Below are 15438 nucleotides of genomic sequence, written 5' to 3'. Positions count from 1 at the left end.
ACCGCCCCTTCCTAGTGATCCCGTCCCATTCCACCACGCCGGGGGGTGACGAGCCCGGATTCGTAGGCGAACACGACGAGTTGTGCCCTGTCGCGGGCATGAAGCTTGGTCATCGCCCTGCTGACGTGGGTCTTCGCGGTGGTCGGGCTGATCACCATGTGGGCGGCGATCTCGTCGTTGGACAGGCCGCGGGCCACCAGCGCGGTGACCTCGCGTTCGCGGTTGGTGAGCACGTCCAGGCCCTCGGGGGCGGACTCGGGGCGGCGGGCGACGTACTCGCCGATCAGGCGGCGGGTGATCGCGGGGGACAGCAGCGCGTCGCCGCGGGCCGCGACCCTGATGCCCTGCAACAGGTCGGCGGGCTCGGTGTCCTTGACCAGGAAGCCGCAGGCCCCGGCCCGGAGCGCGGTGAAGACGTACTCGTCCAGGCCGTAGTTGGTGAGGATCACGACGTGCACGCCGGTCAGCCGCTCGTCGGCGGCGATGCGCCGGGTGGCCTCGATGCCGTCCATCACCGGCATCTGGATGTCGACGAGGGCCACGTCGGGCCGGTGCTCGAGGGCGCGGGCGACGGCCTGCTCGCCGTTCGCCGCCTCGGCCACCACCTCGATGTCGTCCTCCGCCTCCAGCAGGGCGCGGAAGCCGCCGCGGATGAGCGCCTGGTCGTCCACGAGCAGCACGCGGATCACGTTGGTTCTCCCGAGGAAAGTGCGGGTTCTGCCAAGGGGAGCTCGGCGCGGACGATGAAGCCGCCCTCCGGGCGGGGCTCGGCCCGGAGCCGGCCGCCGAGCGCCGTGACCCGCTCGCGCATGCCGAGCAGGCCGACGCCGGGTACGGGTGGCGTCTCGGGGTCGGCCTGGCCGTCGTCGTCCACCTGCACGACCAGCTCCTCGTCCGCGTAGTCGATCCGGACCGCGGCCGCGGCCCCGCCGGCGTGCCTGGAGACGTTGGTGAGCGCCTCCTGGACGATCCGGTACGCGGCCCGGTCCACCTCCGCGGGCAGTTCCCTGCGTACGCCGGAGATCGTCACCGTGGCCGGCAGCCCGGTCGAGCGCGCCCGCTCCACCAGGTCGTCGAGCCGGTCGAGGCCGCTGGCCGAAGGCTCGCCGTCGGAGTCGCGCAGCACCTCCAGCGTGGCGCGCAGCTCCCGCATGGCGTCGCTGCTGGCCTCCTGGATGGCGACAAGCGCCGCCGGCACCTCCTCGCCGCGCTTGCGGGCCAGATGGACGGCCACCCCGGCCTGCACCTTGATGATCGAGATGGAATGGGTGAGCGAGTCGTGCAGCTCCCTGGCGATCCGCAGCCGCTCCTCGCCCGCCCGCCGCCTGGCGGCCTCCTCGCGGGTGCGCTCGGCCTCGGCGGCGCGCTGCTCGGCCTGCTCCAGGTACGCCTGCCGGTGCCTGGTCACCGTGCCCGCCACCCCGGCCGCCACGAACCAGCCGAGCAGCAGGGTCGTGCTCTGGAAGATCTCCTGGCTGTCGCGATCGGTGAAGGTGGCCAGGTTGTTCGCCAACGTGACGCCCAGGAACACCATGCCGGCCAGCGGAGCGAGCAGCCGGTGGCCGGCCTTGACCGCGCCGTACACCGACACCAGCACGGGAAAGGCGGCCGGCGGCCCTGGCTGGGCGTGCACCGCGTACACGAGCATGCAGGGCGTGGTGACGAACAGCGCCACCAGGGGCGCCCGGCGCCAGGCGACGAGCGCGAGGGAGGCGATGAGGACGGCTGCGAGGTCCAGAGCTCCCGTGCCGGGCGTGGTGAGCACGGCGAGCGACAACACAGCAGCCACCACCACGGCGAGCATGCCGTCCCTGGCGAGGGGTGGCCACCGGTCCAGATAGCTCATCTCTGCAGATTAGGGTCTTTTCCCGCGATGATCCTCCGTTGGAGGGCGTATTCCCTCACTACTCCCGGCGAAGTAGCCCCGTAGATCGTGATCCGGTGGACGTATGCGGAGAAGCCTCCTCTGACAGGACGACCGCTGACCGGCCGGAACACCACTATGTGCGGATATGGAGACGATCCGAGAGCGGGGCCAGTTCCGCTACGTGAGACCTGTGCCACCGAAGGCGGCCACCGGGCGGACCGCCCAGGTCTACGCGCAGCTCGCCCAGGACTTCGGCATGGCCCGTATGGCGGTCTTCCTGACCTTGTCGCCGGCGGCGGACGTGCTGGCGGCCACCTGGGCCATGTTGCGGGAGTCCCTGCTGGCCGGGGAGGCCCCGCGGGCCGGCAAGGAGGTCGTGGCGCTGGGCGTGTCGCTGGCCAACAAGTGTCCGTTCTGCGTGGCCGCGCACACGACGCTGCTGCACGCGACCGGCGACCACCGGCTGGCGGAGACCATCGCCGCCGGCGGCGTCCCTGACGATCCCGCGCACGCCGAGCTGCTGGCGTGGGCAAAGGAACGGGGCGGCCGGGAGCCGTTCGTGTCCGCGCACTCGCCCGAGTACGTCGGCACCGCCCTGGCCTTCCACTTCATCAACCGCATGGCCTCGGCGCTGCTCACCGAGAACCTGCTCCCCGGCAACCTGCAGAAATCCCGCCTGGTCAGGAGTGTGGGCGGCCGGGCCATGTCCCGCACCGTACGCAGGCGGCTGCCTCCCGGCGCGAGCCTGCCGCTGATCGCGGATCTGGCCGGGCGCCCGGAGCCGGTCTGGGCGGAGGGCACCCCGATCGGCGCCGCCTACGCCGCGCTCAGAACCGTGGCGAGGGCCGGCGGCGAGCTGCTCGCCCACCCCGCCCGCGTCGCCGTCGTGGAGGCGGTCGCCGCATGGGACGGCTCGCATCCGCCCCTGGGCAGCGCCTGGCTGGACGACCTGCCCATGGAGGACCGCGCCGGGGCCAGGCTGGCGCTGCTCGCGGCGCTCGCGCCGTACCGCGTGACCGACGCCGACGTCGCCGCCTGGCACGGCTCCAGGACCGACCAGGACCTGGTGCGGCTCTTCGCCTTCGGCGCGATCACGGCCACCGAACACGCCGAGACCCTCATCACCCGAGCACCCGCAGGAGAACGATCATGACCGTACACCAGCACGTCGCCGCCCCTTCATGGACCATGCAGTCGTTGCGGGCCGTGGTGGTCCTGCACGTCGTCGCGCTGCTGTTCCAGGCGGTGACGGCTGGAATGTTGCTGTCCTCGTCCGGCGGCCGGGCCCTGCACGTCATGTCGGGGGTCGCCCTGGTCGTCATCGGCCTCCTGCACCTGGTCATGGCGATCCTGGTGTGGCGGCCGGGCGGTGGGCCCGCGCAGTTCATCCCCTCCGCCGCGTTGCTTCTGGTGTTCACGGTCGTGGCGGCGATCCTCGGCGACCTGGGCGCGAAGACCTTTCACCTGCCGCTGGGCGTGCTGCTGTTCGGCGGTGGCGTCGTGCAACTCAGCAGGGTGCTGGCCCGGCCGGGCCGGGCATGAACCCGGCAAGACGCGACGTGCTGCGCCTGCTCGGCCTCGGCGCGGTGGCGGTGGCCGCGGCGCCGGGCTGCTCCCTGCTCGCCGGCACCCCGCAGCCGCAGCTCCTGGCCAGCGCGGCGCCCCTGCCCAAGCCGTACGCGGTGCCCCTGCCGGTCCCCGAGGTGGCCAAGCCGGTACGCGGCGCCGGCGGCGCCGACTTCTACGAGTTGACGGAGAAGGCGGCCGACGTGGAGGTGCTCCCCGGCCTGCGTACCCAGATGTGGGGATATGGCGGGCAGTTCCCTGGGCCGACCATCGTGGCCCGCAGCGGGCGCAAGACCGTTGTGAAGCTGGTCAACCAGCTCGGCGTGCCGACCGTCCTGCACCTGCACGGCGGGCACACACCGCCCGAGTCCGACGGCTTCCCGACGGACCTGGTGGCGCCCGGAGCCTCCCGCGAGTACGTGTTCCCGCTGGAGCAGCGGGCCGCCACGCTCTGGTACCACGACCACCGCATGGACTACACCGGGCCGCAGGTCTGGCGTGGTCTGGCCGGCATGTTCCTGGTACGCGACGCCGAGGAGGAGGCGCTGCCGCTGCCCGCCGGGGAACGCGACCTGCCGCTGCTGATCTGCGACCGGTCGTTCGCCGCCGACGGCACCCTGCTCTACCCGGCGCTGGGGAACCGGCCGGGCGTGCAGGAGGGGTACATGGGCGGCGTGCTCGGCGACGTGATCCTGGTGAACGGGGCGCCGTGGCCGGAGTCGCGGGTGGCCAGGGCGCGCTACCGGCTGCGGTTGTGCAACGGCTCCAACGCGCGCACGTACGAGCTCGCCACCGGCGGCCCGATGGTCCAGATCGGCACCGACGGCGGGCTGCTGAGCGTGCCGCGCACGGTGCGGCGGATCCGCCTGTCCCCGGGAGAGCGCGCGGACGTCATCGTCGACTTCTCCGCCTACAAGATCGGCCAGCACGTCGAGTTGCGGAACCTGGCGGGGGAGGGCGCCCAGGCGAGGGTGATGCGGTTCGCGGTGGACCGCGACGAGGCTGACGACTCGGCCGTTCCGCAGCGGTTGTCCACGGTCGAGGCGCTCGACCCGGGCAAGGCCACCGTGACGCGGGACTTCGAGTTCAGCAGCGGCAGCATGCATGGCGGCACCGGCTGGCTGATCAACGGCCGGCCGTTCGACCCGAAACACATGGAGGCCAGGCCCAAGCTCGGGGACGTCGAGATCTGGCGGCTGACCAGCGACGTGGCCCACCCGGTCCACCTGCACCTCGACCACTTCCAGGTGTTGTCGGTCAACGGCGAACGGCCGGCCGGGCCGCCGGAGTGGAAGGACACCGTCGAGCTCCGCGACGCGCAGACCGTCGAGATCGTCACCCGGTTCACCGATTACCGGGGCCGCTACGTACTGCACTGCCACAACCTCGAGCACGAGGACATGGCGATGATGGCGAGTTTCGAAGTCGTATGAAGGGATCAGCATGCCTGCCGACCTGGCGGAACGTTTCCACGCCTTCCTGACTGAGATGCCTCACGAGCTGGGCTTGGGGGAGGAGGACGCCGCCGCCGTGCTCGACCGTTACTACGTGCCGGAGATCGAGTACTGGAACGACGGCATCTGCCTCGACCGCCAGCGGCTGATCGACCACGTGAAGCCGGCGCGCAAGAACGCGGTGAGCGTGCGGATCGAGGTGCACGAAAGCCTCGTGGGCGAGGACGTGGCCGCGGCGCGCTACACGTTGCGCGCGGTCATGCGCAAGGGCAAGACGATCACGACGGAGATCTACCTTTTCGCCCGGTACGCCCACGACGGGCGGATCCGCCGGGTCGACTCGATCACGCGCATGTCGTGACCGGCACGGTGGTCACAGGCGGTCGGAACGCGGCCAGACGTACTCCAGGTCGTCCGGCTCGTCGTCGCCGAACACCGTCCGGTAGAAGCCGGGGTCCTTGCGCAACAGCGCGGAGCGATGGCTGCGGTGCAGGGCCGCCTCGTAGCCGGCCCACATCTTCACGACCGGGTGGTGGCGCCAGCCGTACTCGGAGACGGTGAGCGCGCGCAGGATCTGCAGCGCCTCGACCCGCTGTTTATCCAGCCGGAGCGGGTCGAGGACCGCGGCCGAGGCGGCGAAATCCGGATAGGGAAGAAAGGTCTGCATCGGTCACCTCCGCTGACGTGCTCCTTCCCAACGATCATCTGGACCACCCGCCGGGCGGCGCTCACAATCGGGGTCATGGGAGACGCGTATGTCGGCGCCAGGACGCCGCGAAGGGAAGACGCCAGGCTGCTGACCGGCCGTGGCAGGTACGTCGGCAATGTCCGCCTGCCGGGCGCCGCGCACGCGTACGTCGTCCGCAGCCCCATCGCCCACGGCCGGCTGATCGGCTGTGACACGAAGGCGGCCTGGTCGGCCGACGGCGTGCTCGACGTCGTCGTCCCGGCCGATGCGGCCGGCATGTGCCTGCCCTGCGTCAGCGTGGCGCCCGGCCAGCCGATCACGGAGTATCCCGTGCTGGACGAGACGATCAGGTACGCCGGTCAGCCGCTCGCCGTCGTCGTCGCCCGCACGCCCGAGGCCGCCAGGGACGCCGCCGACCTCGTCGAGCTGGAGCTCGACGAACTGCCTGCCGTGGCCGGCATGGAACGGGCGCTGGAGGCCGACGCCCCGCTGCTCTACCCCGACTGGGGCACGAATGTGCTCACCGACTTCACACTCGGCGACGCCGACTGCGCCGCCGCCGTCGAGGCGGCCGAGCACGTGGTGGAGATGACGTTCCGGATGGGCCGCGTCTCGCCGTACCCGATGGAGCCGCGCGGCGTGGTGGCCTCCTACGCCGACGGCGAGCTGACCGTCCACACCTCCACCCAGTCGCCGCACCACGCCCGCGAGCAGCTGGCGGACGTGCTCGGACTGACCCACGACCGGGTACGCCTGATCGGCGGCGACACGGGAGGCGGGTTCGGCGGCAAGGAGCACGTCTACCCCGACGAGGTGCTCATCTGCCTGGCCGCCATGCGCCTGGGCCGCCCCGTGTCCTGGGCCGAGTCGCCCGGCGACCGCCTGCTGGCCACGCTGCCCGCGCGGGCCGCCGTGCATCGGGGGCGGCTGGCGCTGGACGGCGACGGGCGGTTCGTGGCGCTGCAGGTGGACGTGCTGGGCGACATCGGTGCCCACCCGTCGAACGTCGGCGCCTCGACCGCCGCGGTGACGGCCACCTTGCTGCCGGGACCGTACCGGTTCGACCGGGTCGCGGTCCGCGTGCGCGGCGTCGTCACCACCACCACGCCGACGGGCTCCTACCGGGGCTTCGGCCAGCCCGAGGGCACGCTGACCAGGGAGCGGCTGATCGACGAGGCGGCACGCAGGCTGGGCGTCGACCGGGTCGAGCTGCGACTGCGTAACATGCTGGAGCGCGACGAGCTGCCGTACACGACGCGCGTCTACACGCCCTACGACTCCGGCGACTACCCCCGCGCCTTGCGGACCCTCCACCATCTGGCCATGCCTTCGGAGAAGGACGACGGGCGCCGGCGGGGCATCGGTTACTCCTGCCACGTGGAGACCACCGGCATGGGGCCGTCGATGGATCTGAAGGCCACCGGTTTCCTGGCCGGCGGGTACGAGACGGCGGTCCTGCGCATGGAGCAGGACGGGTCCGTGGTCGTGACGTCAGGCGTGGTGCCCATCGGGCAGGGCATCGAGACGGCGCTGGCGCAGCTCGCCGCCGACCGGACGGGGGTGCCCATCGATCGGGTGCGGGTGGTGATGGGGGACACGGCTTCGACGCCGTACTCGGGGATCGGCTCGATCGCCAGCCGGGCGCTGACCGTCGGCGGCGGGGCGGTCGTCCAGGCCGCCGGCCGGCTGCGCGACAAGCTCGTGGCCATCGCCGCGCATCAGCTGGAGGCCGCGCCCGCCGACCTGGAGATCGCCGACGGGGCCGTGCGGGTGAAGGGCGATCCGCAGGCGTCGGTGACCCTGCGCGCGCTGGCCACGTCCGCGTGGCGTGGCTGGGACCTGCCGGACGGGGTCACGCCCGGGTTGGAGGAGCGGGCCAGCTACGACCCGGCCGCCTACACCTACGCGTACGGGGCGCACGCGGCCGCCGTCGCCGTCGACCCGGAGACCGGGGCGGTCGAGGTGGAGCACTACTGGGTGGTCAACGACGCCGGGGTGCTGGTGAACCCGGCGGTGGTGGAGGGCCAGATCCACGGCGGCGTGGCCCAGGGCATCGGTGAGGCGCTGACCGAGGAGATCGTCTACACCGAGGACGGCCAGCCGATCACCGACTACTTCCTGCCCACGACGAGGGAGATCCCGGATATTCAGGTCGTCATGCTGGAGACGCCCTCGCCGATCACGCCGGGCGGCATGAAGGGCGTCGGCGAGGCCGGCACGATCGGCCCGCCCGCCGCCATCGCCAACGCGGTGGCCGCCGCACTCCCCGAGATCGCCGACAAGATCACTGATCTGCCGCTGACCCCGCAGGCGCTGTGGTCCCTGCTGGAGGTGTCGAGGGCCCAAGGCTGGGCACGGAACGCCTGAGCAGCAGTAATCGGGGGATCATGGAATATCGGGAGCATCTTGAGCACCCGCGCCGTGCTCGCCGCAGTGGCCGCCCTGGAGGCGGCGCCGGCGAGCGGTGCGGACAAGGTCATCGAGGAGGTGGCCGCCGGCATCGCGAGCGGTTAAAAAGAATGGCAAATTTCTTGCCGAAGATTCGACCCAGACGGCTTTCTCGTGCGTACAAGTTTTGACAGCCGCGTACGGCAACCGAGAGGTAGGCACTCTTGTTGAACCAGACGCGCATTCGCTGCCCCGCACCGGAAAGAGAAGCCATGACCACGCTGCGATCGGCTCCCCAGAGCAGGATGCAGTACGTATGGCCGCTGCGCGAGGACGCCCGGACGGTCGGTCACGCACGAGCGATCATTCGTACGGAATTGTCGGCCCTGACCCTTTCCACTGATGTTGTTGATGACGCCGTGCTCATGGTGAGCGAATTGGTGACAAATGCCTTCATGTACGGCGACGCACCCTACGAACTGATGCTTCACGTGGACGCAAAAGAGATCATGTGCGTCGTCGTGGACAGCAGCCCGATCCTGCCCGCCCCGGCACCGCACGACCTCGGCGCCGAGCACGGGCGCGGCCTGCGCATCATCGCCCGGCTCTCCGACGGCTTCTACGGCTGTCACCCCCAGCGGTACGCCACCCGCCCGGACCTGGTCGGCAAGGCCACCTGGTTCGCCCTGCCCCGCCAGGGCCTGCAGGCCAACGTGGTGCCGATCAGGCCCGGGACGTGACGCCCCGCGCGCCCAAGTGAGGTGGGGTGGTCCCTACCGCGCTCTGGGTGGCACGCAGGCTGGGCGGTGATCGCGAGCGTTCGTACCGTTGACGGCCATGAGGACTCCCACGAGAACGCGAATGCTCGCCCTCGCCTGCGCCGGGCTGGTCCTGGCGACCGCGACCGGCCCGGCGGCGCTGGCCGCGACCGGAGCACCCGCTTCGCACGCCGTGACGATCGACGACAGGGGCACGATCGTCTCAGCCGACCTGCTGGCGCGCTTATCCGCCGGCCAGATCGCCGCCTATCTCACCGAGGCGAAGTTCCCGGTGCCGGACCGGCCGCAGGGGGCCGACCTGTACGCCGTCGTCTACCGGACCACCGCCGTGGACGGCACGCCGACCACGGCGAGCGGTGTCGTCGCGCTGCCGCACAGGTCGAGGCACGGCCTCTGGACGGTCAGCTACCAGCACGGCACCTTGGCCACCAAAGCCGGCGCCGGGTCGGTCTCCGACGGCGACGGACGGGCGGCGCCGCTCATGTTCGCCGCGGCGGGCTTCGCCGGCGTCGCGCCCGACTATCTGGGCCTGGGCAAAGGGCCGGGCTTCCACCCGTACATGGACGCGGCCACCGAGGCCTCGGCCTCGCTCGACCTCCTGCGCGCGGCCGGCGAGCTGGCGGCCGGCAAGGGGCGCTCGCTGAGCGGGGACGTGCTGCTCACCGGCTTCTCCCAGGGCGGTCACGCGACCATGGCCCTGGGGAAGGAGCTGCGGGACGAGCGCGGGCTGCGCCTTCGCGGGGTGGCGCCGATCGCGGGTCCGTACGACGTCAAGGACGCCGAACTGCCTGCCTTGCTCGGCGGCCGGCTGGATCCGGGCAGCGCGACCTTCTACCTGGCGTACTGGACGGTTTCCATGAACCGTCTGCACCACTTCTATGACTCGCCGTCGGAGGTGTTCCAGGACCCGGGGGTCGAGCGGCTGTTCGACGGGCTGCACAACTTCGACGAGATCGTGGCGGGCCTGCCCGCATCGCCGCAGGACCTGGTCACCCCCGCGTACCTGAAGAGCGTCTCGCAACCGTCGGGTCCGTTGCTGCGGGCACTGGAGGTCAACGACACGACCTGCGCGGGGTGGCGCCCCGGTGTGCCCGTCCGGCTGTACGCCGGGCGCGGCGATCGTGACGTCGCCATCGCCAACTCCTACCACTGCCTGCGCGACCTGCGGGCGAGCAAGGTCAAGGTCTCGCTCACCGACGTCGGTGACGTCGATCACTTCACGTCGGCGAAGCGGTCGCTGCCGAAGGTGCTCGACTGGTTCACCGCGTTGCGCGACGCGCGCCGATAATCGGAGGCGTGTACCGGCGATGGTTCCTCCGGCTGGGCGGTGTGGCCGCGGCAGGGATGCTCGGGGCGCTGGCCCAGGCGGAGGCCGGGCACACGCCAGACGACTCGTTCCTGCGATTACGCCGCCGATGGCGGGAGATCAGCGCGGGCTCCGGCTACGACCCGGCCGCCGAGCCGTACCGGAGCAGGCTGGCCGAGCTGGGCGGGAGAGCCGCCCGATACCGCGACACGATGGCCCCGGCGCGCACGCACCTCTGGCCCGACCAGGCGTTCCCGTCCTTCGTGGCGACGCCGCGGCGGTTGCGGACGATGGCGCACGCGTACGTGCTGGACGGCACCGGCCTGACCGGCGACGCGGGCCTCGCCGCGGCCGTCGCCGCCGGGGTGGACCACTACCGGCGGCACGTTTACGCGGCCGGCGCCGACCCGGCCGGCAACTGGTGGCACTGGCAGATCGGCGTGCCGAAGGCGCTGCTCGACGCGGCCGTGCTCATCGGACCGCACCTGGACGAGCGGCCGAGCCTGGCATTGCGGGACGCCGTGGACCACTTCGTCCCTGAACGTCGCCTCGGCGCCTACCGCGGCACCAGCACCGCGGCCAACCGTGTGGACCTGTGCCTGGTGATGTTGTTGCGGGCCATGCTCAGGTCCGACCCGGGCAAGGCGGATCTGGCGGTGTCCGCGTTGTCGCCGGTGTTCCGCTACGTCAGCGAAGGCGATGGGTTCTACCGGGACGGGTCGTTCATCCAGCACACCTACGTTCCCTACCAGGGCGCCTATGGCGTGACCCTGCTGTCGGGGCTGACCACGATGTTCGCGGTGCTGCGCGGCTCGCCGTGGGAGGTCGCGGACCCGGTCGTGTTCGACGCGGTGGACCGGTCGTTCGCGCCGTTCGTGCGCGACGGGGCCTGCATGGACCTGGTACGCGGGCGCGGCGTCGGCCGGCGGCCCTTCGGCGACCACGAGAAGGGTCACGAGATCGCGGCGGCGATCCTGCTGCTCGGCGACGTGGCCCCGGCCGGCACACGGGCCCGCTGGCACGCCATGGTGAAGGGCTGGGCGGTGCGGAACACGTACCGGCCGATGCTGGAGCACGCCGAGTCGGCCGTCCACGCCCGCCTGGCGGCGATCATGGCGGACGCTTCCGTGCTCGCCGCGCCCGAGCCGGTCGGGCACCGGCTGCTGCCGATGAGTGCCAGGGCCGTACACCGCAGGCCGGGTTGGTGCGCGGCGCTCAGCATGGCCTCCCACCGGATCGGCCACTACGAGCACGGCAACGGCGAGAACCTGCGCGGCTGGCACACCGGCTCGGGGATGCTCTACTGGTGGGCCGGCGGCCACGGCGAGCAGTACTCCGACGCGTTCTGGCCGACCGTGGACCCCTACCGCCTGCCCGGCACGACCGTCTCCACCCGGCGGCTGCCCGACGGGGCGGGCGAGGGCTGGGGTGACACGTGCACGCCCTGGCGATGGGTGGGCGGGGCCACGGACGGTGAATACGCGGCCGTCGGGCAGCACCTGTCCGGGCTGGAGAGCACGATGGAGGCGTTCAAGTCGTGGTTCTTCCTCGACGACGCCGTCGTCTGCCTGGGAGCGGGCATCACCTGCGCGGACGGAACACGGGTCGAGACGATCGTGGACAACCGCAGGACCGACGCCCCGCTCGCCGTCGAGCCGGGCTGGGCCCACCTGGACGGCCACGGCGGCTACGTGGTCCAGGGGCCGCTGCGCACGCTGCGCGAACGCCGTACCGGCGGCGGGGCGAGCCGCGACTACGTGACGCTCTGGCTGGACCACGGCGTGGATCCCCGCTCGGCCGGCTACGTCTACACGCTGCTGCCGGGCGCGAGCCGGGCGGAGACGCGCGCCAGGGCCGCCGACCCCGGCCGGTTCCGCGTGATGGCCAACTCCACCCGCCTGCAGGCCGTCCACGTCCCTTCGCTGGGGCTCACGGCGGCGAACTTCTGGACCGCCGGAGCCGTCGGCGACCTGGCCGCCTCCGCCCCGTGCGCGGTCCTGGCCCGCGAGCACGGCGACGGCACGGCCACGCTCACCGTGTCGGATCCCCGGTGCGCCCTGGACGAGCTGACCGTGACCTGGTCCCGGCCGGTAGCCGGGATGCTGGGCGGTGACGCCCTCCGCACCGGCTCCACCTTCACGTTCCGGCGGCTCGCCGCGCGGGAGGGCGCCTCCATCACGGTCACCGTGCGGCTCAGCCCTTAGGCCGCTCGCCGAGCGTGTCGCTCCAGCCCATCTGCTCCAGCGTCACCTTCAACATCGGCCGCTCTCTGTCCCACATCTCGTACTGCAGCAACTCGGCCGTCTCGCTGTCGATGATCAGCCGGACGGTGATCGTGTGCGCCGTGGGCGCGGAGAGGGCGACCCCCGTGCGCCCCAGCGTGTCGGTGGCCTGTCCCTGTGAGGTGATGCCCGGCTGGTCGGCCAGCGCCTCGAACAGGGCCGATCGGGTGCCGGGCTGGAGCGGCGCTGTCATCAGATCGACAGCGGTCTGCCACAGGTAGCCGTTCTTGTCGGCGTTCGCGGTGTTGGGGCTGCTCTGCCACAGCGCATCCAGTTTCCGCTTCAGCGTGTCCTTGGCGCCCGGCAGCGCGGACAGGTTCTGGAGGGTCAGGCTCGGGTTGTCGATCGACAGGACCCGCTCGGTGTCGTCCACGCGGGTCCTGGCCTCCTCGTCCACCAGCTTGGGCGAGCCCGCCGCCTGCCACGCCGCCTCGTCCGCCGGCGAGCCGAACGTGACCGCCACGTCCTGGTTGCTCACGGTGCGTCCGGGCTCGCCCTGCTTCATGGCGCGCCAGGACTCGCGCGTGTCGGCCGCGAAAGCCAGGTACGGCAGTTCGGCCATCTTCAGCTCCGTGACCTTCCGCTCGAACTCCTTCTTCGCGGCGGCCAGCCCGTCGGAGTCGCCCTTGAGCCGTTCCTCGGTCCGCTTCTGCTCCTGCACCAGGGCTTTGATCTTGGCCTGGTAGTCGCTCGGCAGGCTCTGGACCCGGTAGGACGTGCGCTCGCGCACGTACCAGTAGCGGCCCGACGTGGCCGGTTCGCGCATCGCCGTCGTGGCCGCGGCCAGCAGGAACGAGCGGGGGCTCACCGGCTGGGCGGCGAGTGGCGTGGGCGTCGGCGGGCGGGGGGCCGCGCTCTCGCCGGAGAGCGCCACCACGGTGGCCGCCGCGGTGAGTCCGGCCGCCACCGTGCCCGCCAGCAGCAGGAACGGACGTCGCGAACGGCGACGCGGGGCGGGGCGCGGGCTCGCGAACGCGCGGGCCAGGTCGGCCGAGCGGCGCCGCCGGTACGCCTCCTCGGTGAGCTCATCGAGTGCCGCCGGCTTGAGCTCGGCGAACATGCGGTCGGTCATGCCATCCTCCGGGACGGGTATTCCACGCGGAGCGCCTGACCCAGGCGTTTACGCGCGCGGTGCAGCCTGACGTTGTACGTGCGGACCGAACAGCCCATGACGGCGGCGGCCTGCTCGGGCGGCAGGCCGTACCAGGTGGCGAACACCATCGCCTCCACGTCCTGCTCGGGCAGGGCCGACAGTGCGGCCAGGGCGGTCTCCCTGTCGATGACGTGCTCGGCGACGTCGCCCCCGGCCTGTTCCCGGTGGAGTGCCGCTATGCGGTCGACGAGCGCCTGCCGCCGGTGGCGCGAGTCGCGCTGCTTGGCCAGCAGGTTGCGGGCCACCCCGAGCAGCCATGGCAGCGGCGACTCCGGCAGCTCGTGGAGCCGCCGCCATGCCACGAGGAACGTCTCGCTGGAAACGTCCTCGGCCACGTCACGCTCGGCCCGCAGCAGGGCGTAGCCCAGCACGCGGCGATAATGCCGGTCGTAGAGGTCGGTGAATCGTTCTTCGGGATCGTCCACACCCAGTAGTCCCTCCGGACGCTCTCCGATTACCGCATCACTCCGGTTTTCTCGTCCGCGATTCCCGATACTCCCGCACCACCAGGTCGGTGAGCTCCTGCAGCGAGGTCTCCGCGGTGGGCTTGTCGACGTGATCGTGCCGTGTTGCAGCAGGTTGACCCGGTCGCACACCTCCAGGATCTGGGCGTAGTTGTGCGCGATGATCACGATGGACACCTCGCCGCGTGCCTTCAGGTCGCTGACCAGGTCGAGGATCAGCGCGCCCTCCTTGGCTCCCATCGCCGCCAGCGGCTCAGCCGCTCGGGCACCGTGACCCCGTCGGCGATCAGCTGCTCGGCGATGGCGTACAGGTCGTCGAAGGTGTTCTGCTTGTTGTGCAGCCGCCCGCCGTCCCACCACTCCAGGCCGAACTCGCCGCCGCCACGCAGGTGGGCGTGCGCGTAGATGCCGCCCGCCTCGACGAACGCGGCCAGCGGCCCCAGGTACGAGGCCAGCTCGGCGACGTTGAAGCCGCCGTACCCGTGGATCAGCGTGGGCTGTGGCCGGGTGCGGTCCAGGTCGGCGCGGTGCACCAGCGTGCAGGGGATGCGCGTGCCGTCCTTCGACGTGGCCCACACACGGGAGGTGACCAGCCCGGGCAGGGTGTGCCCGGCGCCCTGCAGGGCCGTCAGCTCCCCTGACGCCAGCGCGTAGTGGTAGACGGTCGGCGACTGCGTGTACGAGGTGTAGCCGAAGGTGATGGCGTCCTCGCAGCCCACGACCTGGTCCATCACGCCGAGCGCGACCACGCCCTGGGCGACGGAGCTGACCGAGCCCGCGCCCGGCACCGGCACCTCCCCGAGCTCCGCGCCGTCCAGGTCCAGGATCCGGATGCGGGAGACTGTGTCCACCAGCTCGCCCAGCACGAGCCGGTCGCCGGCCAGCGTCACGCCGGTGAGCACGACGTCGCCGCCGGGCACCAGCTCGGTCCAGGCGCCGGGGTCGCCGGGACTGTCGAGGGGGATGCGGACCAGGCGGCCGCGTGGTGCGCCGTGCGTGGTGACGGCCACGTAGGCGTCGCCTACCAGCACGCCCTTGTAGAGATGCGCGGCGTCGGTGATGAACTCCGGCCACTCCCAGCGGCGAGTTGCGCGCCGAGCAGGCCACGGAGCGCCGTGAGGTCGTCGGACGGCTCCTTGAGCACCTCGGCGATCTCGTCCAGGGACAGGCCGAGCCCGCGCAGCGCCCGCACCCGGTAGAGCCGCCGCAGGTCCGCCTCGGTGTAGCGGCGGTGGCCCGCGGCCGTCCGCTCACCGGCCCCGACCAGGCCGATCTCGTCGTAGTGGTAGAGCGTCCTGATGGTCACCCCGGTCCTGCCTTGGCCAGCTCCCCGATGGTCCACCGGCGCTCGCCGCCGTCGCTCGTGCTCACGCTCCGACCGTAGGACCTCCCGCCACGGGAGGTTCAAGGCCCTTGACGAAGAGGCCCGCAGCGCCTAAGTTCCCGGCCACCGGCGAAACATATCGTTACGCCCCCGAAACTTTCGGAGGT

General features: G+C 71.8%; 15 protein-coding genes. 8 read left to right on the top strand and 7 right to left on the bottom strand.

All coding sequences use genetic code 11. The features are described from left to right. Positions 1-11: 11 nt before the first annotated feature. Complete coding sequence (locus tag ETD86_RS05420) at positions 12-689, bottom strand: response regulator (RefSeq protein ID WP_138664979.1); 678 nt, start codon at positions 687-689, stop codon at positions 12-14. Then, positions 686-1846, bottom strand: a complete 1161-nt coding sequence (locus ETD86_RS05415; RefSeq protein ID WP_138664978.1) for a sensor histidine kinase — start codon at positions 1844-1846, stop codon at positions 686-688. Before ETD86_RS05415 ends, ETD86_RS05420 begins: the two co-directional genes overlap by 4 nt. Positions 1847-2012: 166 nt before the next feature. Here ETD86_RS05415 and ETD86_RS05410 point away from each other — a divergent pair, with 166 nt between their 5' ends. Genes ETD86_RS05410 through ETD86_RS05395 form a run of 4 tightly spaced genes read left to right on the top strand, consistent with a single transcriptional unit; the run spans position 2013 to position 5248 of the window. Continuing rightward, complete coding sequence (locus tag ETD86_RS05410) at positions 2013-3020, top strand: carboxymuconolactone decarboxylase family protein (RefSeq protein WP_138664977.1); 1008 nt, start codon at positions 2013-2015, stop codon at positions 3018-3020. Next, entirely contained in the window at positions 3017-3409 is a 393-nt protein-coding gene (locus tag ETD86_RS05405; RefSeq protein WP_138664976.1) for a hypothetical protein, read from the top strand. The genes ETD86_RS05410 and ETD86_RS05405 overlap by 4 nt, the downstream gene beginning before the upstream one ends. Further along, the gene (locus ETD86_RS05400) at positions 3406-4866 is read left to right on the top strand and encodes a multicopper oxidase family protein (protein WP_138664975.1); all 1461 of its coding nucleotides are present in this window, start codon (positions 3406-3408) and stop codon (positions 4864-4866) included. The genes ETD86_RS05405 and ETD86_RS05400 overlap by 4 nt, the downstream gene beginning before the upstream one ends. A gap of 10 nt (positions 4867-4876) precedes the next feature. Beyond that, a complete protein-coding gene (locus tag ETD86_RS05395) occupies positions 4877-5248 on the top strand; it encodes a nuclear transport factor 2 family protein (protein ID WP_138664974.1) in 372 nt (123 codons plus the stop codon). Between the two features lie 12 nt (positions 5249-5260). On the opposite strand, the gene ETD86_RS05390 is transcribed toward ETD86_RS05395, so the two are convergent. Next, positions 5261-5554 (bottom strand): MSMEG_6728 family protein, encoded by a 294-nt coding sequence (locus ETD86_RS05390; protein WP_138664973.1) that lies wholly within the window; start codon positions 5552-5554, stop codon positions 5261-5263. A gap of 75 nt (positions 5555-5629) precedes the next feature. On the opposite strand from ETD86_RS05390, the gene ETD86_RS05385 reads away from it, so the two are divergent. The 4 genes from ETD86_RS05385 (at position 5630) to ETD86_RS05370 (ending at position 12252) form a co-directional block, all read left to right on the top strand. Beyond that, on the top strand, positions 5630-7942 hold the full coding sequence (locus tag ETD86_RS05385) for a xanthine dehydrogenase family protein molybdopterin-binding subunit (protein WP_138664972.1): 2313 nt from the start codon (positions 5630-5632) through the stop codon (positions 7940-7942). A gap of 293 nt (positions 7943-8235) precedes the next feature. After that, positions 8236-8703: an ATP-binding protein gene (locus ETD86_RS05380; protein WP_138664971.1), complete on the top strand. Its 468-nt coding sequence runs from the start codon at positions 8236-8238 to the stop codon at positions 8701-8703. Positions 8704-8800: 97 nt separating this feature from the next. Beyond that, complete coding sequence (locus ETD86_RS05375) at positions 8801-10030, top strand: alpha/beta hydrolase family protein (protein ID WP_138664970.1); 1230 nt, start codon at positions 8801-8803, stop codon at positions 10028-10030. Between the two features lie 8 nt (positions 10031-10038). Beyond that, positions 10039-12252 (top strand): polysaccharide lyase 8 family protein, encoded by a 2214-nt coding sequence (locus tag ETD86_RS05370; protein ID WP_138664969.1) that lies wholly within the window; start codon positions 10039-10041, stop codon positions 12250-12252. On the opposite strand, the gene ETD86_RS05365 is transcribed toward ETD86_RS05370, so the two are convergent. From ETD86_RS05365 to ETD86_RS05345, 4 genes are read right to left on the bottom strand one after another with little or no spacing between them, the layout of a single operon-like run. Then, positions 12242-13402, bottom strand: a complete 1161-nt coding sequence (locus ETD86_RS05365; RefSeq protein ID WP_138664968.1) for a CU044_5270 family protein — start codon at positions 13400-13402, stop codon at positions 12242-12244. The genes ETD86_RS05370 and ETD86_RS05365 overlap by 11 nt on opposite strands. Beyond that, positions 13399-14187, bottom strand: a complete 789-nt coding sequence (locus ETD86_RS56695) for a sigma-70 family RNA polymerase sigma factor (RefSeq protein ID WP_211369848.1) — start codon at positions 14185-14187, stop codon at positions 13399-13401. Before ETD86_RS56695 ends, ETD86_RS05365 begins: the two co-directional genes overlap by 4 nt. Then, positions 14163-14978, bottom strand: coding sequence for a prolyl oligopeptidase family serine peptidase (locus ETD86_RS05350; RefSeq protein ID WP_138664966.1), 816 nt, complete (start codon positions 14976-14978; stop codon positions 14163-14165). The genes ETD86_RS56695 and ETD86_RS05350 overlap by 25 nt, the downstream gene beginning before the upstream one ends. Next, the gene (locus ETD86_RS05345; RefSeq protein WP_138664965.1) at positions 14969-15253 is read right to left on the bottom strand and encodes a MerR family transcriptional regulator; all 285 of its coding nucleotides are present in this window, start codon (positions 15251-15253) and stop codon (positions 14969-14971) included. Before ETD86_RS05345 ends, ETD86_RS05350 begins: the two co-directional genes overlap by 10 nt. Between the last annotated feature and the right edge of the window lie 185 nt (positions 15254-15438).

Origin of the sequence: Nonomuraea turkmeniaca (assembly GCF_005889735.1) — a bacterium.
GTDB classification, from domain to species: domain Bacteria; phylum Actinomycetota; class Actinomycetes; order Streptosporangiales; family Streptosporangiaceae; genus Nonomuraea; species Nonomuraea turkmeniaca.
Note: the sequence above shows the minus strand (reverse complement) of the source record. Positions and strands in the feature narration are given on the sequence as shown.